Genomic DNA, 24,886 nt, shown 5'->3' with positions numbered 1-24,886 from the left:
TTATTTTAATAAAACTCGCAAACTGTAACATTATACGATAACCGCATACTAATTATTCATTACACCTATTTTGAATATAACAACCTAAACAATACAATGAAAATGAAACTATTATTAACAATCTTATTTGCAATCAGTAGCCAACTGCTTTGGGCTGCTATTGGAATATCGGGTAAGATCGTAAATGAAAAAAATGAACCCATGGGCGCAGTTACAGCCTATCTGATCAATAGTACTAATGATATTATCTTAAAAACAGCAATTACGAAAGAAGATGGGCAATATGCTTTTGAAAATGTTGCTGCAGGATCTTATTATGTGGAAGCAAGAATGATCGGGTACAGTGTATCCCGATCTGCAGTAATTGCTTTTAATAAAACACAGCAACAGATTGCAGATTTGAAATTGAGTCCCAGTACAAATGCCTTAGCTGAGGTGACGATCGAAGGCAAAAGGCCATTAGTCGAAAATAAACAGGGGAAATTGATTTTAAATGTCGAGAATTCGCCTTTAGCTGCGGGTAATAATGGACTCGATATCGTACAGCGTGCTCCTGGGGTTAGCTTGGACAACGACAATAATCTGCAGTTAATGGGGCAGTCTGGAGTAAAGGTTACTATTGACGGCCGACAAACTTATATGACTGGAGAACAATTGACCACGCTTTTGAAAAGTACTGATGGAAATCAGATCAAATCTGTTGAAGTAATCAAATCACGTAGTGCGAGGGACGATGCAGAAGGTGCCGTGGGAACGATCAATATCGTGATGAAAAAAAATAAGATGGAGGGATTTAATGGTAATTTCTCTGCCACAGCAGGATTAGGACAGAAGTTTAGAGGTAATTCGGCCTTATCTTTAAATTACAAAAAGAATAATACAACCTATTTTGGATCTTATTCTTATAGTGATGATAAATATGTCAACAGACTAAATATAGAGCGTATCATTTCTAATGACGGCATCGAGACTTTATTTGATCAAAAATCAAATCTGCATATTAAAGATCGTACGCATACATACAAATTTGGCATAGAGCAGAAAACTTCCGATCGGAATGTGATGTCTTTACAATTTAACGGAAGCAATAATGTGGAGCTTAATGATAATGATAGTAAATCTCTCATTGGACCTTTAACGACAATTGATTCGACGTTGATCTCTATGACACAGTTCAAAGAGGGTTTTAATCGTTATTCACTTAATTTCAATAATGAGTTTAAGATCGACTCGACAGGTAAAAAATTGGTACTGGATTTAGATTGGAGTAAATTCAAAAATAGTAAAAAGGCTGATTATGATAATAGATTGTTTAATCAAAACGATCAATTGATACGTGATCCAGAACTATTGCGAAGTGAGATGCCAATAGGGATCGATATCTACGTCGCAAAACTGGATTATAATCAACCGCTGAATAAAACCTCGAATATAGAAACCGGCGTGAAGTATTCAAATGTGAAATCTGATAATAATCTTCTGTTTGAAGAGCAACTGGATAATGTCTGGACAAATATCGTCAATAGATCAAATCATTTTGTTTATAAAGAGCAAATTGCCGCAGGTTACTTTGATTATGATAACCAGATTGGTAAATGGGGTATTAAGGCCGGTTTAAGAGGGGAATATACACTGTCTGATGGACACTCCATTACAGAAAATAAACAGGTTAAACGTAATTACTTTGATCTATTCCCATCAGCTAATTTGAGTTACGATGCGCATGAAAATCATATTTTCTCTTTGGGATATTCACGTAAGATTACAAGACCTAATTATCGACAACTCAATCCTTTTGATTACTTTATCGATAAGTACACTTCTGAGCGTGGTAATCCTTACTTAAATCCACAGTATGCAAATGAGTTGAATTTGAATTATACTTTATATAAGAAATATACGGTTACATTAGGTTACAATGCGCAGACCGATGCTATCGTGGAAAGTATGGGCCAAGATTCAATTAAGAAAACAACTTGGGTAACGCGTGAAAATCTAGGAAAAAATAATTCGGCATTTTTGAATTTAAGTATGCCAGTTCAGATTGCAAAGTTCTGGTCTTCCTACAACAATATCACGGCTGTATACATGAATTTTGACGGAGCTATTGCAGGAGCGGTGGTTAACAATTCAAGTTTCCTTTTTCAGGTGAATTCAATGAGTACATTTAAGCTGTCACCTTCATTGTCTGCAGAGATGAATCTGCGCTACTTTTCACCTTTTACTTATAACATTTATAAATTGGAAAGTCGTTGGGATGCACAAATTGGCTTTACTAAAAACTTTAAAGACAAAAGAAGTTCGCTTAAACTCGCAGTCTCCGATGTATTTAATACCAGTAATCAAAACCTATCAACTAATTTCTCATCTTTCAATACAAAGATCCGACAGAATCAGGACCGAAGAGTGGCACGTTTAACCTACTCTTATAAGTTTGGAAATTTGAAAAATGTGGCTAAGAAAAAGAGCACGGATAATGAAGAAAAACAGCGTGCCCAATAATAGATAGTTTCAATGTTTATGTAATATGTTGACCGTAAGTATGAAAATACTTGCGGTTTTTTTGCAATATCATCACTCAGATCATACTTGTTTACAACAGTATTCGGATAATCTCACTATTTTATCTCGCTATTAAATATAAGATGGCTTGCTGCTATTTTGAGAGAAAATTAATGAGCAGCTGTGTGCTTGATACATGGTCAATTTAAGATCTGTATGGAGTTCGTGTTGGTAGACTTATTCCAGACCGAAAAAAATACAGGAGGGATAGAATATCCCTTCCTGTAAATAATATTCTAACGTTGAAGTTACGGAGTTTCCTTCGATGTTGATTCCACTGTTTGTGTTATTTATTATAATTCTACAATTTTCATTTTAGGAACTAACGCTTTCATTCCTGCCCACGCAATAAGATAAGCGACCGCACAAAATGAGAAGATAATGAAATATCCAGCTGGTTCACCTTCAAATCCCATGAATTTCAGCTGAGTTTCTTTAGCATAGTCAAAAAGAACACCTGATATTTTATTAATAATAAAGGCTCCTAAGCCTCCTGCCAATCCTCCGATACCGGTAATAGTGGCAATAGCTTTTTTCGGAAACATGTCTCCAACAGTAGAAAAGATATTTGCAGACCAGGATTGGTGTGCAGCACCAGCAATTCCAATAAAAATGACAGGAACCCAATAGGAGATATAACCTAAGGGCTGTGCAAATAAAACGATCAAAGGAATAAATGCGAAAATTAACATCGCTTTCATTCGACCTTCATATGGATTCATGCCCTTTTTTTCGACAAATAGGGTTGGAAGATAACCTCCGTAGATTGAGAATAAAGTAATGATGTATAAAACAAAAATTGCTAATTGTCCTTCTGTATCAGATGATTTTATATTATAAACAGCACTTAAATAGGCTGGCATCCAAAATAGGAAAAACCACCAGACACCGTCTGTCATAAATTTTCCAAAGGCAAAAGCCCAAGTTTGTCTATGTTTAAAACACTCCAAAAAAGATACTTTTAATTTCTCATTAGATTTTTGTTCTTCGGTATGATGAGCTGAATCCTGCAGAATATAGCGTAGCTCACTTTCATTAACCTTAGGGTGCTCTTCTGGTTTTTTGTACATGAATACCCAAAATCCCATCCACACAAAACCCAAAGCACCAATAATAATAAAAGACATTTCCCATCCATAATACTTTGCAATTGTTGGGATCGTGATGGGGGCCACCAGTGCACCAATAGTTGCACCGGCATTAAATATACTGGTCGCTAAAGCCCGGTCCTTTTTCGGAAAGTACTCTGCAGTTGCCTTTATGGCGGCAGGAAAGTTTCCAGCTTCACCTATTGCTAATACAAAGCGGGCAAAAATAAATAGGGTAACACTCGTACTGATTACTAAACCGACATCATTAATTGTTCCAATTACTGCTTTAGACTCCTCAAAATTTAGAAACCAGTTACCTGTTAACTGGCCCGCAGTAGCGATACCACAAAAAGCATGAATAATAGCACCAACTGACCAAATGCCGATCGCCCAAAGAAAGCCTTTTTTTGTATCCATCCAATCGACAAACCGACCTGCAAAAAGCATACTTACGGCATAAAAGATTGAGAAAAGTGCTGTTATATTACCGTAGTCATTGTTTGTCCAATGAAATTCAGGGCTTATAAAATCTTTCCATGTTAAGGATAAGACTTGTCTATCTAAATAATTTATAGTGGTGGCAAAAAATAGGAGAGCACAAACACTCCAGCGGTACTTTGTTGGTTTATTATTGTTCATATTTGGTTTACTCTATTCTTTCTATTTTGATAATAGAAATATAAGTTTGTTGTTACTGTAACTTTATGAATCTATATGATCATCTTTATGCAACTGGATCAGTGCTGTATGTGTCGAAGAATTATAATAGATATATTTTAAAGTTAATGCTTATAATAATAGGTAGAGCAAAATCAGCATCTTATTTTTACGCAAACGTTTTCAGAGATTGATTAGATTTATACTAGCATTTTGTGCCTAATGGTAAAAACAGAAAGCATGATCAGCTATTGTCTTGCGGTTGCGTACTATAATTGTGTCAATTCATCTGGATCTTTTCGACATCCTCATTTTCACTGTTATATCAGCATAAATTACAAGGAATCAGTTGACATTCCCATATATTTACAAAGTAGTCCCACAATACATCATACATGTAATTATTTGGATCTCCATTCTTTTGAGTATGCGCATGTTTATGCTGTAATAAACTCAATAGTCTACGTTGATTGGGATTACGGATTATTTGAAATTTTTGTGCTGATTTATAGAACTCTAAATTATTATATTTGTTTGATGATTGCTACTATTGAGGTAATCAAGTAAAAGTTTTTAAGAATGGAACTGCAAGCACTGTATAACTTATTCAAACAACACCCCAGTGTATCCACGGATACACGAAATATTCTACCTGATTCGATTTTTTTTGCTTTAAAGGGATCAAATTTCAATGGCAATGAATTTGCGGAGCAAGCCTTGATTTCGGGTGCTGCTTATGTCGTCATTGACGAAGAGAAGTATAAAAAAGATGATCGATTTATACTTGTAGAAGATGCTTTAGAAACTCTCCAAGCGTTAGCACATGTTCACCGTAAACAATTGAATATTCCTTTTATTGGTGTAACGGGCACTAATGGTAAGACAACGACGAAAGAGTTGCTGCATGCCGTTTTGTCCAAAAAATATAAAACTTATGCTACAAAAGGAAATTTAAATAATCATATTGGTGTTCCATTGACTTTGTTGGCGATAGACCATAGTATTGAAATGGCAATCATCGAAATGGGTGCTAATCATATTGGTGAAATTGATTTTTTATGTAGGATTGCCGAACCCACTCATGGTCTGATTTCAAATGTAGGTAAAGCACATTTAGAGGGATTTGGTTCCTTTGAAGGGGTAAAGAAAACAAAAGGTGAACTCTATGACTGGTTGGAAGCTAATCAAGGAACGTTATTTTTACAGGGAGATAATCCTTTTCTTAAAGAAATGGCTGAGCAACGGCATATTGATAAAGTGGTTAAATATGGTTTTTCCGAGTCAAACGCTATTATTGGAAGCCTGATTAAAGCTGATCCATTATTACAGATTGAATGGCATCTTCAACAATCTGAAGAGATCTTTCATGCCGATACGCAGTTAGCAGGTTCTTATAATACGGAGAATTTTTTGGCGGCGATAGCTCTTGGACATTATTTTCATGTGCCTCTTGCCCTTATCAATAACGCTATTTCAGAATATAAACCAACAAATAACCGTTCTCAGATAACAAAGACAGATCGTAATACAGTGATCTGTGATTATTATAATGCTAATGCAACGAGTATGGAAGCGGCATTAACAAATATGCGTATCATTGAGGCTACTCATAAAGTTGTTATACTGGGAGATATGTTTGAATTAGGTGAAGAATCTTCTCATGAGCATAAAAAAGTGGTGGAATTGGCGAAAACCATTTCTGGAGCGCGTTTGATCTTTGTCGGTAAAGCATTTTATGAGCATCAAGATGTAGGTGGAGAATTTTTCGAAACAACAAGTGATGCGAAAGCCGCTTTATTGAGCAATCCGATTTCGCATGCAACAATATTACTGAAAGCATCCCGTGGAATGGCTTTTGAAAAGCTGATGGATGTTTTATAGATTTTTGAAAAGATATTAGAAAATAAAAAGGAGCTGATCGGCTCCTTTTTATTTTCTAATCAATTTACTATTGAAATAATAGATCGACAATCTGTTTGGCTTCTTTGACATCATGCACACGAAGTAACTGTACACCCTTAGTCAGGAGAAGTGTATTGAGAACTGTTGTTCCATTTAGCGCTTCTTGTGGAGTTAGACCAAGTTTTTTATAGATCATTGACTTTCGGGATATACCACCAAGTATAGGAAGCCCATAATAGTGAAGTTCATCTACCCGATAAAGCAACTCGTAGTTTTGTTCAATTGTTTTTGCAAAACCATAACCCGGATCCAGTATAATATCTTTGACGCCCAATTTTCTTAATGTAGCAATCTTCTCACCAAAATATGTAGCGACATCTGTGACGATATCCTGATAAGCAGTTAATTGTTGCATATTTTCGGGAATGCCACGCATGTGCATCAAGATATAAGGCACTTGCAATTTTGCAACTGTCGGGAACATTTCCGGATCAATTGTACCTCCCGAGACGTCATTGATCATATGTACGCCGGCATGTACGCAGGCCGCAGCAACATCGGCACGGAATGTATCTATTGAAAGTATCGCATCAGGAAATGTGTTTGAAATAGCGTGGACAGCAGGTAGTGCTCGATCTAGTTCCTCCTGTGAAGTAATTAACGTGGCTCCAGGTCGAGAGGAATATGCACCGATATCAATGATGTCGGCTCCAGCATTTAAAAGGGCCTGAGTCTTGATCAGTATTTGTTCAATATTCTTATTATTTTGCCCACCATCAAAAAAGGAGTCCGGAGTAACATTTAAAATTCCCATGATGACGGGACGGTCAAATGTCATGATGCGACCTTTTAAATTGATGGATTGCGCAGGGGTAGTTTTGATCATTTTCATCTTGTACAAATGTATCAAGCTTATTTAATAAATGCTAAAATTAAAAAGAGGTCAATTTTCGTTAATGAAAATGACCTCCTCTAATTTATTAAACGATCTATTTAACAACTAATACGCCATCAGCAACAAAAGTGATTTCGTTTGTCGTATCTTTTACTTTTGCATAACCATCTACAATCACATTTTTACCAACCAAATCAGCAGGTACAAAATAGCTGTAATCGGTAAAGCGTACTGTAATTGGCTCTTTGTCACCCGTTCTTTGAAGTGTCAAGAAGCACCCTTTTTTTGTGCAGACCTGAACAACTTTTCCAGTGACTTTACCGGTGAATTTAGGTGATTTTTCTAATGATTTTTCCAGTTTGTCAACTGTAATAGCATTGGACTTATCCACTTTTTTACCATATTGTACACCAATTTCTGCAGGAATAATTTCTTTTTGTTGAGCTTGACCGTTCCAAGAAATACCAAAGGCTAAAGCAACAAGTAATAGTAATTTTTTCATAATGATCTTATTTTCGTAGAAATTCAAACTTCCCGCTAGAATCTAACTTCATCACACTTGATGACTTCCCGTCACTTTTAGTATGTTGTCCAAACTGAACAACATAATCCACTTGATTTTTAATCTCTTCAGAGATATCATCAAAACATTTTGGTGAATCTTCGCCACTAATATTCGCAGAAGTAGATACCAACGGTTTTCTAAAACGTTGTAAAAGCTGTTGACAAAAGTCGTGATTAACAATACGAATTCCGATTGAACCATCTTCTGCAATAACATTTGGAGCTAAGTTTTTAGCTCCAGAGTACACGATAGTTAGTGGTTTCTCTGTGTATTCAATCAATTGGTAAGCTACTTCTGGAATTTCAGTAACGTAACTTGCCAATTGATTGTCATTATGTAGTAGAATAATAAGGCTTTTTTCCTTTGCTCTTCCTTTTAACTGAAAAACCTTCTCCACAGCCTCAGGATTTGTGGCATCGCAACCAATACCCCAGATCGTATCTGTTGGGTATAAAATCAAACCGCCATTTTTGAGAACTTCTAAAGCTTGATTAATATCGTTTCTATCTACAAATTGACTCATTTTTTATTTTAATTAGAAAATTATACAGCTACGTTGTGATCACGTAAAGCATCATTTAAAGATGTTTTCTTGTCTGTAGACTCTTTACGTTTACCAATGATAAGTGCACAAGGAACTTGATATTCACCAGCAGGGAATTTTTTTGTGTAAGAACCAGGAATAACAACCGAACGAGCAGGTACATAACCTTTGTATTCTACTGGCTCAGGGCCCGATACATCAATAATTTTAGTGGATGCCGTTAATACCACATTAGCACCTAAAACAGCCTCAGTTTCAACACGGATACCTTCTACAACGATTGCTCTAGAACCAACAAAAACATTGTCTTCGATAATAACCGGAGCAGCTTGTACCGGCTCTAATACACCACCAATACCTACACCGCCACTTAAGTGAACATTTTTGCCAATCTGTGCGCATGAACCCACAGTAGCCCAAGTATCGACCATAGTGCCTTCACCAACATATGCTCCGATATTGACATACGAAGGCATCAAAATTACACCTTTAGCTAGATATGCACCTAAACGAGCAGATGCTCCAGGTACAACACGAACACCAATTTCTTTGTAGTTCGTCTTTAATTTCATTTTATCGTAGTAAACGAATGGACCTGCAGAAGACTCACTCATTTCACGGATCGGGAAATATAAGATTACAGCTTTTTTTATCCAGTCATTAACATGCCATCTTGTACCGATTGGCTCAGCGACTCTCAATTCACCAGCATCAAGTTTTAAGATCACAGTACGAATTGCTTCCGCATATTCTTTATATTCTAGAAGTTGTCTATCCTCCCAGGCATCTTCGATAAGTTTTTTTAATTGTTCAGGCATCTTTTATAATTCAAAAATTATCAGTTCTTTTTATTGAAGACAAATATGTTAAAATTTGTTCAATTTATAATGGATAATGAGCAGATTTTAAGTCAATATGACTATTTTTGTACAAATGGCAACAGAAACTGAAAAACTTCGAATCGATAAATATTTGTGGTCAATACGTCTTTTTAAAACACGTAGTCTGGCTACTGAGGCCTGTAAGGCTGGGCGGGTAAAATTGAACGGGCAGAATATTAAGCCTTCCTACGTTGTTAAAGTAGGGGATATCTATCAGGTTCAAAAAGGAATCGAACGTAAGATCGTAAAAGTTCTAGGACTTCTTGAAAGAAGAGTTGATGCGAAGACGGCCGTACAGTTTTATGAAGATCAAACTCCGGAAGAGGAGACAACCGCTTATAAATCGGCATTCCATGCTCCAATTTTAACACGAGATCGGGGAGCTGGCAGACCCACTAAAAGAGACCGTCGTGAGATTGATGATTTGAAAGAAGATTGGTGGGAAGATGATGGACAAAGTAAATAAATACATATAAAATAGAAAAAGCTACTTAGTAGCTTTTTCTATTTTATATAAGTGACAAGATCATCGAAATCAATATCTCCGTGCGATGCATTGAAAAGACATGCTTTGCCTTTTATAATCAAAAGCTGCGGCGACTGATGTTCGATATGCCAAATGGAAGCGATCTGATTCGAAATTTCTCGGAAAGCTAATAAATCTAAATAATAAACATCGTAAGACTTATCTGTTAAATTAGCAAAGCGTTCAAAGTTTTTCTTAGCCATGCCGCTAATGCCACAGGTAGTACTGTGTTTAAAAATTGCAGTGACCTGCTCACTACCCAATATTTCCTGTAGTTGGTCTAAACTATTAAGAGGAATCCAGTTAATCATATTATAATTCAGTAAATTTTGAAGCTTCTACGTGTTCGAATGTAGAAACAGTTGTAAATGTACAGCTTTTCTTTTTATTGTTTAGTGCGATAAACGAAGTTGGAAGCTTTAGGCCAGAACCTGCGTCTTTATATTGATCAACCTGATAATTGACTAAACTTATTGTGTTTTCAAAAGCTTTTATTTCACCTGTATTTTCATTGATGAGTAAATTTCCTTTTATAGGACCGTCATAGAAACTCCCATCATAGCTAACAAACGTGCTCAACAATTTCTCATTATTCAAAAGTTTTACTTTTATATCAGTGAAGTTTATACCTTTTAATTCTGTTATTAACGGCAATAACAAGAGCTTTAGGTCTTCATTGACCTGTTGCTGAATGTCGCGTTGCAGAGCCGTCTCTATGGTTTTAATCTCAACAGCATTAACAAAGAGTTTAAGGGGCTGCTTGCGTTTGAAATTGAATAAATAAACCAGCTTCTCATTTTTTGTTGATTGTCCTTCAAAGCGGCATTCTCCAGTTTCTCTATTCCATAATAGTGATCTGTCGGAAGAGCTGTTAAGCAGATTCGCATTATCATTCCCTGTGCAGGAGAATAAGAGAAATTTAGTATTCTGCCAGTTTTCAATTCCTCCTATGGAGGATTCCAGCTTCATTTGTATATTACTTTCTTGTGCTATTCCCAAGACAGCATTCATTTGCATGATGATGTATAAGAAAGCAATTTTTAGTATAGTCTTCATTATATAAAATATAGATCTTTATAAAAGATAAAATCGACTTCAATATCTTATACAAGACACTGAAGTCGATTAAATACTATAGTGATAACAATATTATCTTATTCTTGTTTGCTTTTCGCTAGCCAAGTTTTGATCTGAATAGCTTTTGTCTGGCTCTCGTGTTTAGAGCTCTTATTTTTTTAAATTAAAAAAAAGACATATTAATACTGCGCACTAATATGTGCCATCTGAATAGCAGTGATTGCTGCTTCTTCACCTTTATTCCCATGCTTGCCACCCGCTCTGTCCAATGCTTGCTGTTGATTGTCAGTTGTCAATACCCCAAAAATAACAGGCTTGTTGTATTTTAATGCGACGTTACTGATGCCATTGGCAACCGCGTCACAGATGAAATCAAAATGACGTGTTTCTCCTTGAATCACACAGCCTAAGCAAATGATTGCATCAAATGAATCATCGCGTAACAAAATATCTGCACCCGTTATTAATTCAAAACTACCCGGTACTTCGATGATTTTTATATTTTCTTCTTGTGCTCCATGCTTTTCTAGACCAGAAATTGCACCATTTAAAAGAGCCCCAGTTATTTCCGCATTCCATTGTGCAACAACAATTCCAAATTTAAAAGGATTTGCGTTTGCAACTGTAATGTGTGAAAAGTCCGATAAATTTTTAATACTACTTGCCATATGTAGAACAAACTTAGATAAATTTGCTTAGAAACACAATATAATTGCGCTCATATCAACGTAAATTTATGCATTGGGAATTGTTTCCAGGAAATGCTTTGTAGTTATTTCAATTATAATTGGAGTGACGTTATTGCAACGTATTTTAGCTGTAATAATAGCTCATATGAGAAATATATAGCATAAAAAAAGGCTGCCTTTGGGCAACCTTTTTTTATGCTTTGAGTCAATTCTACAAATGCGCTTGAACACGACCGATAAGACCATCGATCATAGCTGCTTCTTGACTTTCAGGGAAATCAGTCTTTATTTTTTTATACGTTTCTTCAGCTTGCTTGAACTCATTCTGAGCTTCGTAAACTAAACCTAATTTTTTCAAAAATAATGGAGTCGTATACGAGTTAGCCGATTTATCAGCTGCTTCTTTGTAAAATCCAGCTGCTTTTTTATAATCTTTCAATTCTGAATGTACGTCACCTTTCAATCCAGTAACCAATGGGTCTAGAATTGGACTTCCGGTTGCCGAATAATTTTCTAAAGCTTCGATCGCTTCATTATACTTTCCTTGACGTAAATATAAGCCACCTAGGTATGCATTCGCAATGTTTGCAGATTTTGTATTTGAATATTCATCTGCAATTTCTTTAAATCCTGCAAAAGAACCGTCTCCTTCAATAGCACGATTTTGTAATGAATCTATTGCAGCATATTCTTCAGCTTTAAATATTTCGTTCGCTGCTTTCTCAGCTCTCGGTTGTAGATAAAGTTTTTGATATCCAAAATACAATATAATTAACACAAAAATACCACCGACGATAAAAGTGATGCTTTTTTGATTGTCCTGAAAAGATGAACCTTGTGAAGGTTTATTCGCTTGTCCAGCGTTATTTTGGTTTTGATTTTTAGACATTATGATTCAATGAAAAAATATAGATTGCAAAAATACAATTTTACGGTAAATATGCAAGCTTTTGTAATTATAATAAACGTTAAACTCTATTAATTAAGTCTTTCTCTGCCTCAATTTCTTTATCTATCTGTTCGTAGATTGAATTTTGGCTTTTAAATTCTGGCACAATCCTTTTCATTTCTAAAACAACATTATGCTTATTTTGCTGTTTAATACCGGTTACTAAGTTCTCAAGGTGATGATTAACCTGTTGAAAATCGTTTTCCCGAACTTTTGCAATCATAATTTTTTTATGATGCGTTGGCATTGTGTTCTCTAAATCATTCAGAAGCTCCTCGTAAAGTTTTTCTCCGGGACGTAAGCCTGTGAACTTAATTTCGATATCTTGATTTGGAATAAAACCAGAAAGTTTGATCATTTTATTCGCTAATTCGATGATTTTAACAGATTTGCCCATGTCAAAAACGAAAATCTCACCACCTTCTCCCATCGATCCAGCCTCTAATACCAATTGGCAGGCCTCTGGAATTGTCATAAAATACCTCGTTATTTCGGGATGTGTAACGGTTACGGGACCTCCTTTTTCAATTTGATCTCGAAAACGGGGTATAACAGAGCCATTTGAGCCTAATACATTACCAAAGCGCGTCGTAATAAACTTGGTTTTAGCATTGACATGCTCATTACTTTGTAAAAAGTGGTTGAAGGATTGAACATATATCTCAGCAATCCTTTTCGTTGCACCCATTATATTTGTCGGGTTTACCGCTTTGTCTGTTGACACAAACACGAATTTTTCCGCACCATATTCAACCGCAAGATTTGCGATATTTTTAGTGCCAACAACATTTGTGTGTACTGCCTCTAAAGGATGGTTCTCCATCATCGGAACATGCTTGTAAGCTGCAGCATGATAAACATAATGCGGTTTGAAAGTTTCAAACATGAGCTTCATACGGTCAATACTACGTACGTCACCAATAAATGAATGATAAACCTGTAATGGAAACTCGTCCTGTAAATCCAGCTGTAAGTTATGCAAAGGTGATTCTGCTTGATCGCACAAAATAATCATCTGTGGTTCAAATTTGCCCAACTGCCTCGCGATTTCACTTCCAATAGAACCAGCAGCACCAGTTACCAGAACACGCTTGCCTTTTAACTGATATAAAATGTTGTCATTGCTTATCTTTATTGGAGCTCGTTCAAGGAGGTCTTCAATTTTTATTTTTTGAATCTGATTTGGATTTAACTCCCCATTCATGATTTTCTTGACAGAAGGTAAAGTCAATATGGTCACCTTCTTCTCAAGGCAGATGTCAATGATATCATTTTTAGATTCTAAGGGGATATTGTGAGAAGCAATGATGACCTCTTCAATGTTCAGATTGATAATAACCTGTCCTAGTTTCTTCGGGTCAAAAATTTTAATTCCATCAATTACTTTTCCTATTTTTTGTTCATTGTCATCTAGATAACCGACAATGGCATTTTTGGAACGGGTATCGTGATCTAACGTTCTTTTAACGGCAATACCAAGGTCGCCAGCGCCGTAGATCAACGTATTGCGTCTGTCACTTCTTATATTTTTTGTATAAACAAAGAATATTTTAATAAATGTTCTGTATGTCGTGAGCAATAAGAAACAAAATAAGGCATATAAAATAATGAGTGAGCCAGGTAGAGTGTGTTGATCTCCAGTTGCGAGTAATACCGTTTTGATAACGAAGAAAACAAGTACTGCAAATACAATTGCTGTAAGAATTCGAATGGAATCAACAGCACTGGTATAGCGTATAATGCCCGTGTGCATCTTAAATAAATAAAAGGAAGTTGCTGTGACACCCATTGCATAAATCAGTCTGATCGCAAATTCAGATGTATTTATGAAAGCAAAATCAAAACTGTAATAGATGATATTTGCCAAGGTAAAGGCAAATATTGCCGTAAAGATATCTAATACAAAAATAATCCAACGTGGAACAATATTAAGTTTATTAAACATAGTTTTGTTTTAGTGCTTAGTTGGACAAATGTAACTTTTTTTCTAAACAGGTAGGCATATAAGTGCTTAATTTCTTTTGCTTAGCTTAAATAAAAGTAGTAAATTTAAAAAGTAATGCATGAAAATAAATGAGTGACTTAAGTAAATTGGCAAGTCAAGCAATGATACAGCCACAAGAGACTTTATCAGCGACTGCTTCTAGGGAAAAAAGATTGTTTATTGGTATACCCAAGGAAATTGCATTTCAGGAGAGAAGGATTTGTTTGACACCACTGTCAGTCGGTCTTTTGGTAGAAAATGGCCATGAAGTTATTATGGAAACCGGTGCCGGTTTAGGATCTAATTTTTTGGATCATCATTACAGTGAACAAGGTGCTCGTATTGTCTCATCTGCTGAGGAAGTTTATCAAGCGGATTGTATTGTGAAAATATGCGCACCCACTTTTGAGGAAGTTGGAATGATGAAGCAAAATCAGATATTGATGTCTTCACTACAGCCTTCATTATTAGAGCTACCTGTTCTGAGAGCACTTATTCAAAAAAAAATTACTGCTTTATCTTTCGAATATCTGCGCGATGAGGGGGGCTGTTTGGCAGTAGTCCGAGCAATGGGAGAAATTGTTGGTGCTACTTCAACTTTAATCGCTTCTGAATATTTAAGCAATAGTTTTGGTGGTAAAGGTTTAATGTTGGGAGGTATTACAGGTGTTCCGCCGACAGAAATGGTCATTATTGGTGCCGGAACAGTTGGAGAATATGCGGCAAGGACAGCTATTGCACTGGGTGCACAAGTGAAAGTTTTTGATAATTCCATTTATAAATTAAGACGTCTCCAGAATAATCTAGGAAGTCGGGTATACACTTCTATTATCCAACCTACAATTTTGAACAAAGCTGTGAAAACCTGCGACGTGGTCATCGGTGCTTTACGCTCAAAAAATGGGAGAACTCCTTGTGTCATTTCTGAAGAAACGGTTTCAGAAATGAAACCTAATTCTGTTATTATAGATGTAAGCATTGATCAAGGGGGATGTTTTGAAACTTCAAATATCACATCACATGATACACCGACCTTTAGAAAATATGATGTCATTCATTATTGTGTCCCTAATATTGCTTCTCGGGTGGCGAGATCTGCAACCTATGCATTAACAAATATTTTTACACCAATACTACTTGATATTGCTGAGCAGGGAGGTGTCAAAAATGTCATTTGGAAAAGTGCAGGAATTAGAAGTGCAACCTACTTATACCAGGGAATATTGACCAATAAGGATATTGCTTCAAAATTTGAAATGACAGCCAAAGATCTGGATTTAATTATAGTGACCAATTTGTAATTCATGAAACTTACTTTAATGATTATTCTTTTTTCAGTTGTTTTTCAAGCAACAGCGCAAGAAAAGTTTGCCTTATATAATGACAAGATCCCAAATTCTATCAATACAGATACGGCCAGATACAATCGAAATATTCCAGAAATATTTGTTTACAAGCCAAATGCAGCTTTAGATAAGAGTATGGGTGTGTTGATTATTCCAGGCGGTGGTTATGCACATATTGCTATGGATCATGAAGGACACGATGTTGCAAAAGAGTTGAACAAAGCTGGTTTTACGGCTTTTGTTCTTAAATATCGATTACCTTCGCCCAATATCATGGTCGATAAGAGCATTGGACCAATACAAGATGCGCAGCGTGTTATGCAGTTCATCCGTAGTGGTTTTCCTTTATTGCATAAAGTCGGAGTTATCGGTTTTTCAGCAGGAGGGCACCTTGCATCTACTTTGCTTATCAGTTCAAAACGTGGTTTCATTTCTAATCCGTCACAGTTATCTTTAGCGCCCGATTTTGCCGGATTGATTTATCCCGTTATCTCCATGACTGACGCTATTACGCACAATGGTTCTAGAATCAACCTTCTCGGAGAGAATCCATCTCCAGAGCAGATTGCCAAATTTTCATCTGAACAGCATGTGACCTCAGATCTTTGTCCTGTATTTTTTGTTCACGCAAAGGATGATAAAGCGGTTCCGATTGAAAACAGTTATGTGATGATCAAAGCACTGGATAAAGCTCATGTTAAAAATAAGCTATTGACTTATGAGGAGGGGGGGCACGGTTTTGGTTTGATTAATAAGACAAGTTCAGTAGCTTGGTTAGATAGTTTTGTAGATTGGGTAAATCATTTATAATATATTATTGAAATGAAACATATTTTAGGACTTATTTTTAGTTTTTTGTTTTTAATAGCCGAAGCACAAACCTCTGATGGAGGGTGGAAAGTGCCTCTAAATGCAGCAAGTCCTGCATTTGCAGTTCCTAAGAAAGATGGAACTTCTATTGCCAGTTCCGATCTGAAAGGAAAAGTAGTGTTGCTTAATTTCTTCGCAACCTGGTGCCCTCCATGTCGAGAGGAATTGCCTCGCTTGCAGAAGGAAATATGGGAAAAATATAAAGATAACCCCAAATTTGAATTAATGGTACTGGCGCGTGAGCAGGATTGGAATAAAATTGATCCCTTTGTTGCCGAACACAAATATTCCCTACCATTTTATCCGGACTTGAAAAGAAATGTATTTGGTTTATTTGCAGACCAAGGTATTCCACGCAATGTCGTACTCGATGCCCAGGGCAATGTTATTTACCAGTCCCTTGGGTATGAGAAAAAAGAGTTTGATCAATTGATTGCTCTTATTGATCGTCTTTTACTTAAAGACTGATATATTGCGCGATCTTGACGGTTACAGGTTGTCCTATTTGGATTGAAACAGGAGTCGTACTGATGGCATGTAGTTGTAAGGCATTATTTGTAATTACTAATTCATAATAAAAACCTCTAAAGCGGATATCGGTTAATGTGAAATCATGCGTTGTCTCCGATGCCGTTATAGATACCCATTCTTGATGAATGATGACGGTTGTATCACTTTGTATTTGAAGCAATTTCGCATCTGTGCTACTCAGAATATTGCTTTTAGCTAATAAAAGTGCTGTGTATGGATTAGTTGGTCTTTCGTAAAGTTCCCGTGGATGGCCTTGATCCAATATCTTACCATCTTTCATTACAATAAGATCGTCGGCCAGTGCCAATACTTCTGTCGGATCATGGGAAACAAGTATGATCGTAAGGCCCGTCTCGACCACAATTTGTTTGATGTCTTGTTGCAATGTGTCTCGGAAAGAGGCATCAACCTGATTGAAGGGTTCGTCCATCAATAGTACTTGTGGATCATTTACCAATGCTCTGCAGATCGCAACACGTTGTTTTTCTCCACCGCTGATGTCAGCAATTCTTTTCTTTGCAAGATGATCAATCCGCAGTCTTTTCAGGATTGCAGCAGTTTTAGTTTGTTTGGCTTCGATATTTGTATTTGGCAATTGGGAAGCGACATTATCCCAAACATTTGCAAATGTGTTTAAGTCATCAAAACCCTGGGAAACCAGCTTCATGTCTTGATGCCCTGGGATAAGTTTATCTTTTCTTGTTGGAACTAACCAGCCTTTGTAACGAACTTCACCGGTTAATGGCTCTAATAGACCATAGATGAGACGAAGTAATGTACTTTTCCCACTGCCAGATTCTCCGATAATAGCCGTGATTTTACCTTCTTGGATTCCTATATTTGCTTGCTGTACGGCTAAACTTTCCGAATTTTCTAAAAATGAAAAACTAAGATTTTCAAGATGGATGTAAGGAAGTCCAAGGACCTCTTTATCAAAGGGAACATACTGACAAGAAGATTGTGACATATTTTGCAAAATAAAAAAAGCCGAATGTTATAATTCGGCTTAAAATTAAGCATTTTAATATTATTCTACCCTAAAAACCTAGCGTCAGGCCAAAAGTAAAATTATTTAAACCCTGTTGATCAGGACTATTTTCGAACATATCATTGAAATAATATTTGACAAAAACGCCCATTGAATCATATCCGAGTCGCGCAAAGGCACCATACTGGAAGCTGGCCAAATTGTAATTATCTTTAAATTTTTGGCTGCCCTGTTCATTACTTTTTAAACGTTGACTACCTTTTATTAAAATTCCGGTCATTGCGCCGACAGCAAGTTTCGCACGCTCACCATTTTTAAACCTTTTACTTCTGAATTCAAATGTTAACGGAACGCGTAGGTAGGTTGATGTAAATACATTCTTCTTGTAAGTGATGTCATCCGGGTAGGAATAGTCCAAAGGAGTAGCGTCCTGATCCAGCAAAACATTATGTTTCAATCTCAGATAGTTCCATTCAAAACCTGTCGATATATACGTTTTGAATCGATCATTGAACCTAAGGCCAAATTGAGCAATATCAAAACCAAAGTTTGAGGCTTTTTTATATTCTAAAAATTCGTTATTCTCATTTAATGTAAAGCTACCATCATTAATTAACCTTGAAAATCCCCAATCTATGCGAGAAAAAGTAATACCACCAAATATTTTTGGATACTTTGAAACAGCAGGTGTGTTTTTGTCATCAATTTTATCACTGTCTTCTTTGCCTAAAATGCTTGTTGAAATATTAATTTTTTTAGTGCTGTCCTGTTGTGCATATGCTTTTACTAGAAGGCAGGATGTTAGGATACCGATGATTGCGAACGATAGAAAATATTTTTTCATATGGAAAGAGTTTATTTAGGTTTTACTTTTTTCTTTTTTTATTTTTAACGAGACTATTAAGTAGATCAATCTGTAATGTTCCCTCGTCATCATTGCTGAACTGAACTTCTGAACTATTCCCTTGATTGATGGTTTTGCTCAAAATGTTGAGCACCTTAGTAACAACATTCTGTTTGCTTTCGCTGGTTGAAGCCATCATACTTTCTTCTTCGTCCGGGTTTTCAATAATGGGTTTGATCGGGATGTATTCCATTGCATGTGCTATTTGTGCTTGTGAATCCACAACTACTAGCATCGGTTGTTCTGCTGTTATTTTTAGTTTTTTAAGCGCTACCGCTTCATTGATCTGTGCAATTTTCGGTGGCATTGATTTTATTTGATAATCAGTTTGCGTATCCTGAGTTTTTTCGGCTACAGTTTTGACGGCAAATTGGACAGGCTCTTCTTTAGTTTCTATCAAATCTTCTACTGGCTCCTTTTGTTCTTTTTGGGTAGCTGTATCTTTTTTCCGATTAACAATGTTTGTGGTTTCCACGGTGCTTGCTGACTGCTTCATGACCAATAGACTAAAAATCCCAATACAAATGAGGGTCGCGGCGATGCTAACAAGCGGTTTTAACCACTTTATTTTTTTCTTGATTGGTACAATTTTCTGTTCATCAAGATCCGCTTCTATTTTATTCCAGATATCAGCGCTAGGCTGTATATCAAGTTTGTCAATATGATCGCGGAATAATTTGTCGATTTCTTCATTTTTCATAACGTAAATGCCTCAATTTTTAATAATCTTGTTTTCAGCCACTGCCTTGCTCTTGATAACTGCGATTTTGAATTTCCCTCACTTATATTGAGCATTTCGGCAATTTCTTTGTGTGTATAGCCTTCTACAGCATAGAGATTAAAGACTGTACGATAACCAATGGGTAATTGATGAACGATTGACATTAAATCTTTGTAATGTATCTGATCGGTAGCGTTGTTATTCGGAATTTCATGAATAATGTCGTTATCGAGAGACTCTACATAAGCAATTTTGTTTTTTCGCTGTATTTCAATAGCCGTATTGACCATAATTCTTCGTATCCAGCCTTCGAGAGACCCATTTTCTGAAAACAGGTGTCCTTTAGTGAAGACTTTTACAAATCCGATTTGCAGTATATCCTCCGCTTCTAAGCTGTCTTTTGCATAGCGTAAGCAAACAACAAACATTTTTTTAGAAAAAAATTGATATAGATGGTACTGAGCTTTTCTATCTCCAGTGAGACATTTTTTCCATGTTGAATCTATACTTACGTTTTCCAAAATTTAATCAGTTTATATTAGGAAGACGTAAGATATTTAGGAAAGGTTGCATGGGGCGCAACTATTTTATAATTATTTTTCGACTTGTAGGTGATGTAATCTCAATTTTAATTGTTTTTGCATCATCAGGCAGTAAGTTTGGGATTTTATTCGGCCATTCGATAAAACAATAATTTCCAGAATAAAAATAATCCTCATAGCCAAAGTCATAGGCCTCTTCTTCTTCTTTTATTCTGTAAAAGTCGAAATGAAAAATTGTGCCCTGTGGTGCGCTATATTCATTTACAATTGAAAATGTGGGACTTGAGGTGTTGTCTTGTACTTGCAATGCTTTGCAAAGTGCTTTTATAAAGGTTGTTTTTCCCGCACCCATATGACCGTAAAAGAGAAATACACGATCATCAGGAAAAGACTTTAAAAGTAGTTCTGCAGCATGATCTAATTCTGAAAGTTGATTGACTTCGATTATCATGCTGCAAAATTACTTATTTGGAAGTATAAGTAGCGAAAGGAATAATCATTTCTTCCAATGAAATACCCCCATGCTGAAAAGTTTCATTAAAATAATTGACAAATTGATTGTAATTGTTCGGGTATACGAAGTATGAATCCTCTTTTGCAAAGACAAAGCAGGAGCTCATGTGCAACTTTGGTAATTGAGCGTCATGTGGATTCTTAATTAAGAAGACGTCCTTGTCAATAAAATTTAGATTCTTACCCTGTTTATAGCGTAAATTGGTATTTGTATTACGATCCCCAACAATCTTGCTCGGTTTTTTTACTTTAATTGTTCCATGATCTGTTGTGATGATCACGCGAACATTACGCTGGGACAGCCATTTCAAGGCTTCAAATAAGGGCGAGTGTTCAAACCAAGAAAGGGTTAAAGAACGATAAGCCGCTTCATTGTTTGCCAACTCGCGAATCATAGCCATATCTGTTCTTGCATGCGAAAGCATATCGACAAAGTTGTAGACTAATATATTCAGATTGTTCTGGATTAAATTGCTCAGATTGTCCACGACATCTTTCCCCTGATCTAAGGTTAAGACCTTTGTGTAGGAGTGTTTTATAGGCTTCCGGTAGACACGCTGGATTTGGTCTTCTAAAAATTTGTCTTCATATAAATTTTTACCACCTTCATCTTCATCGTTCTGCCACATTTTTGGAAATCGCTTTTCCATTTCTAAAGGCGTCAGTCCACTGAAAATCGCATTTCGGGCATATTGAGTCGCGGTCGGTAAAATACTGTAGTAAGTATCTTCTTCCTCTAGTCTAAAATAATCGGTGATTACTTCGTTGATCACTTTCCATTGATCGTAACGCAAATTGTCAATTAAAAAGAAAAATGTAGGTTTATCTTCCGTTAATTGCGGAAATACCTTTTTCTTAAATAATTGATGCGAAAGTATTGGAGCTTGATCTGGAGCTTTCATCCAATTCAAGTAATTCTTTTCGATAAATTTGCAGAATTGAACATTTGCTTCCGATTTTTGCATTGTCAAGATTTCATGCATGCCCGCATCTTCGAGTTTCTCGAGCGAAAGCTCCCAATAGATCAGCTTTTTATATGCCTCGGACCATTGTTGATAATTCAGATCATCATTTAATACCATACCAAGGTTTCTAAAGTCCTGTTGATATGCCATCGATGTTTTCTCGTTAACAAGTCTCTTGTTTTCCGTCAGTTTTTTGATAGTCAGGAGAATTTGCTTCGGGTTAACGGGTTTTATAAGATAATCGTCAATTTTAGAGCCTATGGCATCCTCCATGACATGTTCTTCTTCATTTTTTGTGACCAGTACAGTAGGTACGGTAGGATTAATGGATTTTAAGATTGCTAATGTCTCTAAACCTGTTAAACCCGGCATATTTTCATCTAAAAATACTAGGTCGAAAACACCTTCTTTAAAAGCATCCACCGCATCATTTCCATTATTTACTGTTTTGACTTTATAGCCTCTTTCTTCTAATAAGAGTATATGAGGTTTTAAAAAATCAATTTCATCATCAGCCCAAAGTATATGTGTTTTTTGCATATTGTAATATTTGCTATAATCAAAATCGATTAAATTCCAATTGTTTTAGTGTTTAGGTAGCTGGAGTAATAATCACTTTTTTTGATATTTTCATTTAAACTATACGAACTTAAATAAAAAAGGAGCTTTACCTATTATTTTTAACACTTGTTAACCACTTAAACTAATTATATTTGTATTTATAATTTAACTCCTAGGACAGGAAAATAAACTGGCTCATCTTTAACTCATTTGATGAACAATTAAAGTTAGCTATTGTTTTAGCGCTATATGTTAGAAGAAATGCATTCATAAATTGAATAAGAAAAAAATATTAAATGATCCTGTCTATGGATTTGTTTCCATTCCATCGGGATTGATTTTTGAGCTTATACAGCATCCTTATCTGCAACGACTTCGCTATATTAAGCAAGTCAGTATGACCCATTTGGTGTATCCTGGAGCGCTGCATACCCGCTTTCAACATGCGATAGGGGCTATGCACTTGATGTCGTTGGCGATTGATACGCTAAAAGGTAAAGGTGTCGATATTAGTGAGGAAGAGAAAGAGGCGGCACTTGCGGCTATTTTGCTGCATGATATTGGCCATGGTCCCTTTTCTCATTCTTTAGAACATACGATTATAGATGGGGTTTCGCATGAATTACTATCTTCTCTTTTAATGGACCGTATCAATAATGAGTTCGGAGGAAAGCTTGATCTGGCCATTACTATTTTTAATAATAAATATCACCGAAAATTTTTCCATCAGTTAGTTTCCAGTCAATTGGATGCTGACAGAATGGATTATCTAAATAGAGACAGCTTTTTCACAGGAGTATCAGAAGGCGTTATTTCATATGATCGAATTATAGCTATGTTAGCTGTGGTTGATGATCAGATCGTTATAGAAGAAAAAGGAATTTACTCGGTTGAAAAGTTTTTAATAGCGCGTCGATTAATGTATTGGCAGGTATATCTCCATAAAACCGTAGTGGGAGCAGAACAGTTATTAATCAAAATACTGCAACGGGCAAAGCAATTAGCAAGTAGTGGCAACACATTGTTTGCGACACCAGCATTTAACTGGTTTTTGACTCAAAAAATTGATAAGAACAATTTTTTAGAAGATGCTTTACACTTGGACTGGTTTACACTTTTGGATGATACTGATATTATGTCTGGTATTAAGACATGGGCCCATCATGAAGATTCTATTTTGCGTATGATGTGTCAGAAATTGATGAGCCGTGAATTGTATCGGACCATTATGAGTAATATGCCTTTCTCAAAAGAATTGATGGATGAGGTTTATCGTCGCGTTAAAGAATATTTTCAGGTAAGTGATGACGAATTGCAATATTACGTTTTCACCCAGGAGATTCAGAACAGTGCTTATGATAGCCACAATGACCCGATTAAGATATTGATGAAGACAGGTGAGATTAGCGATATTGCTGAAGCATCAGATTTGTCGAATTTAGAGGCGTTAGCAAAAAAAGTGCAGAAGTTTGTACTGTGTTATCCCAAAGAGCTTGGATATATAGCAATTCCAGCTAAAAAATAATTAAAATATAATAAAAAAACATAGCTTTGTAGCATGCAATTTACTGCTCAACAAATAGCATCCTTATTAAATGGATCGATAGAGGGGAATCCTGATGTAGAAGTTTCAAATTTAGCGAAAATAGAAGAAGCTTCTTTAGGGGATCTTTCATTTCTATCGAACCCTAAATATGAGCAATTTTTATATGAGACTAATGCCTCTATTGTAATTGTTAATGAAGATCAACAATTATTATCAGCCCCCAAATCAACTTTAACGTTGATCCGCGTAAAAAATGCTTATACGGCATTTTCTACATTATTGAACATCTATAATGAAGTTCGCCTGGATAGAAAAGGCAGAGAAGAACCGTCATATATACATGATACTACTACCATCGGTGAGGATGGTTATATCGGAGCTTTTGTCTATATTGGCAAAGGTGGAAAAATCGGTAAAAATGTTAAAATTTACCCGCAGGTTTATATTGGTGATGATGTGATTATAGGTGACAATACGACCTTATTTCCTGGCGTTAAGATATACCAAGATTGTGTGCTGGGAAATAATGTTACTGTGCATTCTGGAACTGTAATTGGTTCTGATGGTTTTGGATTTGCTCCGCAGGATGATGGTACCTATGCTAAGGTTCCTCAAATTGGTAATGTGATTATTGAAGACGATATCGAAATTGGTGCCAATACGGTTATTGACCGTGCTACAATGGGATCTACAATATTACATAAAGGTGTTAAACTGGACAACTTGATTCAAATAGCCCATAATGTAGAATTAGGAAAGAATACTGTAATTGCCGCTCAAACGGGTGTTTCTGGAAGTAGTAAGATCGGTGAAAACGTAATTTTGGGTGGCCAGGTTGGTATTGTAGGCCATATTACTGTTGCTGACAAAAGTCAGGTACAGGCTCAAGCCGGAATCAATAGATCGATTACCGAAGCGAATAAAAAGTGGGCGGGGAGCCCTGTATTGGGTTTTCAATCCAATATGAGATCGCAAGTCATTTATGCGAAATTACCTGATCTTGAAAAACGTGTCAGGGAGTTGGAGCGATTATTAAAGGAAAATTTGAAATCTTAAAAGAACCTTTTGGTCGTTTTT

24 protein-coding genes are annotated in these 24,886 nt (G+C 36.1%); 8 read left to right on the top strand and 16 right to left on the bottom strand.

From position 1 onward, the window contains the following. The first annotated feature begins 102 nt into the window (after window positions 1-102). The gene (locus JAZ75_RS05725) at window positions 103-2,502 is read left to right on the top strand and encodes a TonB-dependent receptor domain-containing protein (RefSeq protein ID WP_232789367.1); all 2,400 of its coding nucleotides are present in this window, start codon (window positions 103-105) and stop codon (window positions 2,500-2,502) included. Window positions 2,503-2,855: 353 nt separating this feature from the next. On the opposite strand, the gene JAZ75_RS05720 is transcribed toward JAZ75_RS05725, so the two are convergent. After that, window positions 2,856-4,292 carry an MFS transporter gene (locus JAZ75_RS05720; RefSeq protein ID WP_132771636.1) on the bottom strand — a complete coding sequence of 479 codons (1,437 nt, stop codon included), beginning with the start codon at window positions 4,290-4,292 and terminating at the stop codon, window positions 2,856-2,858. A gap of 597 nt (window positions 4,293-4,889) precedes the next feature. On the opposite strand from JAZ75_RS05720, the gene JAZ75_RS05715 reads away from it, so the two are divergent. Next, window positions 4,890-6,191, top strand: coding sequence for a UDP-N-acetylmuramoyl-tripeptide--D-alanyl-D-alanine ligase (locus JAZ75_RS05715; RefSeq protein WP_208700523.1), 1,302 nt, complete (start codon window positions 4,890-4,892; stop codon window positions 6,189-6,191). Window positions 6,192-6,258: 67 nt separating this feature from the next. Here the strand turns inward: JAZ75_RS05715 and folP are convergent, their stop codons facing one another. The 4 genes from folP to JAZ75_RS05695 all read right to left on the bottom strand — a co-directional run bounded on the left by folP (window position 6,259) and on the right by JAZ75_RS05695 (window position 9,034). After that, window positions 6,259-7,104 (bottom strand): dihydropteroate synthase, encoded by an 846-nt coding sequence (gene folP / locus JAZ75_RS05710; protein ID WP_208700521.1) that lies wholly within the window; start codon window positions 7,102-7,104, stop codon window positions 6,259-6,261. 97 nt (window positions 7,105-7,201) lie between these two features. Continuing rightward, window positions 7,202-7,609, bottom strand: coding sequence for a DUF4920 domain-containing protein (locus JAZ75_RS05705; RefSeq protein WP_208700518.1), 408 nt, complete (start codon window positions 7,607-7,609; stop codon window positions 7,202-7,204). 7 nt (window positions 7,610-7,616) lie between these two features. After that, window positions 7,617-8,195: an L-threonylcarbamoyladenylate synthase gene (locus JAZ75_RS05700; protein ID WP_208700516.1), complete on the bottom strand. Its 579-nt coding sequence runs from the start codon at window positions 8,193-8,195 to the stop codon at window positions 7,617-7,619. Window positions 8,196-8,215: 20 nt separating this feature from the next. Then, complete coding sequence (locus JAZ75_RS05695) at window positions 8,216-9,034, bottom strand: 2,3,4,5-tetrahydropyridine-2,6-dicarboxylate N-succinyltransferase (protein ID WP_132771631.1); 819 nt, start codon at window positions 9,032-9,034, stop codon at window positions 8,216-8,218. Window positions 9,035-9,149: 115 nt separating this feature from the next. On the opposite strand from JAZ75_RS05695, the gene JAZ75_RS05690 reads away from it, so the two are divergent. After that, on the top strand, window positions 9,150-9,563 hold the full coding sequence (locus JAZ75_RS05690) for an RNA-binding S4 domain-containing protein (protein ID WP_021191880.1): 414 nt from the start codon (window positions 9,150-9,152) through the stop codon (window positions 9,561-9,563). Window positions 9,564-9,601: 38 nt separating this feature from the next. On the opposite strand, the gene ytxJ is transcribed toward JAZ75_RS05690, so the two are convergent. The 5 genes from ytxJ to JAZ75_RS05665 all read right to left on the bottom strand — a co-directional run bounded on the left by ytxJ (window position 9,602) and on the right by JAZ75_RS05665 (window position 14,283). Next, entirely contained in the window at window positions 9,602-9,934 is a 333-nt protein-coding gene (ytxJ, locus tag JAZ75_RS05685) for a bacillithiol system redox-active protein YtxJ (protein WP_132771630.1), read from the bottom strand. A gap of 1 nt (window position 9,935) precedes the next feature. Then, window positions 9,936-10,679 (bottom strand): hypothetical protein, encoded by a 744-nt coding sequence (locus JAZ75_RS05680; protein ID WP_208700514.1) that lies wholly within the window; start codon window positions 10,677-10,679, stop codon window positions 9,936-9,938. A gap of 200 nt (window positions 10,680-10,879) precedes the next feature. Then, entirely contained in the window at window positions 10,880-11,368 is a 489-nt protein-coding gene (gene ribH / locus JAZ75_RS05675) for a 6,7-dimethyl-8-ribityllumazine synthase (protein WP_021191877.1), read from the bottom strand. A 232-nt stretch (window positions 11,369-11,600) separates the two neighbouring features. Then, window positions 11,601-12,278 carry a tetratricopeptide repeat protein gene (locus JAZ75_RS05670; RefSeq protein ID WP_132843478.1) on the bottom strand — a complete coding sequence of 226 codons (678 nt, stop codon included), beginning with the start codon at window positions 12,276-12,278 and terminating at the stop codon, window positions 11,601-11,603. Window positions 12,279-12,357: 79 nt separating this feature from the next. Then, window positions 12,358-14,283, bottom strand: a complete 1,926-nt coding sequence (locus JAZ75_RS05665) for a polysaccharide biosynthesis protein (RefSeq protein WP_208700512.1) — start codon at window positions 14,281-14,283, stop codon at window positions 12,358-12,360. A 128-nt stretch (window positions 14,284-14,411) separates the two neighbouring features. Here JAZ75_RS05665 and JAZ75_RS05660 point away from each other — a divergent pair, with 128 nt between their 5' ends. Genes JAZ75_RS05660 through JAZ75_RS05650 form a run of 3 tightly spaced genes read left to right on the top strand, consistent with a single transcriptional unit; the run spans window position 14,412 to window position 17,006 of the window. Next, a complete protein-coding gene (locus JAZ75_RS05660; protein ID WP_021191874.1) occupies window positions 14,412-15,623 on the top strand; it encodes an alanine dehydrogenase in 1,212 nt (403 codons plus the stop codon). Window positions 15,624-15,626: 3 nt separating this feature from the next. Then, the gene (locus JAZ75_RS05655) at window positions 15,627-16,478 is read left to right on the top strand and encodes an alpha/beta hydrolase (protein ID WP_208700510.1); all 852 of its coding nucleotides are present in this window, start codon (window positions 15,627-15,629) and stop codon (window positions 16,476-16,478) included. A 12-nt stretch (window positions 16,479-16,490) separates the two neighbouring features. Then, a complete protein-coding gene (locus tag JAZ75_RS05650; RefSeq protein WP_168127923.1) occupies window positions 16,491-17,006 on the top strand; it encodes a TlpA family protein disulfide reductase in 516 nt (171 codons plus the stop codon). Here JAZ75_RS05650 and JAZ75_RS05645 read toward each other — a convergent pair. The 6 genes from JAZ75_RS05645 to JAZ75_RS05620 all read right to left on the bottom strand — a co-directional run bounded on the left by JAZ75_RS05645 (window position 16,996) and on the right by JAZ75_RS05620 (window position 22,242). Then, window positions 16,996-18,036 carry an ABC transporter ATP-binding protein gene (locus JAZ75_RS05645; RefSeq protein WP_232789366.1) on the bottom strand — a complete coding sequence of 347 codons (1,041 nt, stop codon included), beginning with the start codon at window positions 18,034-18,036 and terminating at the stop codon, window positions 16,996-16,998. The two genes, JAZ75_RS05650 and JAZ75_RS05645, sit on opposite strands and share 11 nt — an antisense overlap. Window positions 18,037-18,106: 70 nt before the next feature. After that, entirely contained in the window at window positions 18,107-18,901 is a 795-nt protein-coding gene (locus tag JAZ75_RS05640; protein ID WP_021191871.1) for an outer membrane beta-barrel protein, read from the bottom strand. A 22-nt stretch (window positions 18,902-18,923) separates the two neighbouring features. Beyond that, window positions 18,924-19,661, bottom strand: coding sequence for a hypothetical protein (locus JAZ75_RS05635; RefSeq protein ID WP_208700506.1), 738 nt, complete (start codon window positions 19,659-19,661; stop codon window positions 18,924-18,926). Next, window positions 19,658-20,110 (bottom strand): RNA polymerase sigma factor, encoded by a 453-nt coding sequence (locus JAZ75_RS05630; protein WP_232789365.1) that lies wholly within the window; start codon window positions 20,108-20,110, stop codon window positions 19,658-19,660. The genes JAZ75_RS05635 and JAZ75_RS05630 overlap by 4 nt, the downstream gene beginning before the upstream one ends. Window positions 20,111-20,264: 154 nt before the next feature. Beyond that, complete coding sequence (gene tsaE, locus JAZ75_RS05625; RefSeq protein WP_208700504.1) at window positions 20,265-20,675, bottom strand: tRNA (adenosine(37)-N6)-threonylcarbamoyltransferase complex ATPase subunit type 1 TsaE; 411 nt, start codon at window positions 20,673-20,675, stop codon at window positions 20,265-20,267. A gap of 13 nt (window positions 20,676-20,688) precedes the next feature. Further along, window positions 20,689-22,242: a bifunctional response regulator/alkaline phosphatase family protein gene (locus JAZ75_RS05620; RefSeq protein ID WP_021191867.1), complete on the bottom strand. Its 1,554-nt coding sequence runs from the start codon at window positions 22,240-22,242 to the stop codon at window positions 20,689-20,691. A 295-nt stretch (window positions 22,243-22,537) separates the two neighbouring features. Here JAZ75_RS05620 and JAZ75_RS05615 point away from each other — a divergent pair, with 295 nt between their 5' ends. Next, the gene (locus JAZ75_RS05615) at window positions 22,538-23,788 is read left to right on the top strand and encodes an HD domain-containing protein (RefSeq protein ID WP_168127920.1); all 1,251 of its coding nucleotides are present in this window, start codon (window positions 22,538-22,540) and stop codon (window positions 23,786-23,788) included. 33 nt (window positions 23,789-23,821) lie between these two features. After that, the gene (gene lpxD, locus JAZ75_RS05610; protein ID WP_208700502.1) at window positions 23,822-24,865 is read left to right on the top strand and encodes a UDP-3-O-(3-hydroxymyristoyl)glucosamine N-acyltransferase; all 1,044 of its coding nucleotides are present in this window, start codon (window positions 23,822-23,824) and stop codon (window positions 24,863-24,865) included. Window positions 24,866-24,886: the final 21 nt, after the last annotated feature.

Source organism: Sphingobacterium sp. UDSM-2020, assembly GCF_016132525.1.
GTDB lineage: Bacteria > Bacteroidota > Bacteroidia > Sphingobacteriales > Sphingobacteriaceae > Sphingobacterium > Sphingobacterium anhuiense.
Note: the sequence above shows the minus strand (reverse complement) of the source record. Positions and strands in the feature narration are given on the sequence as shown.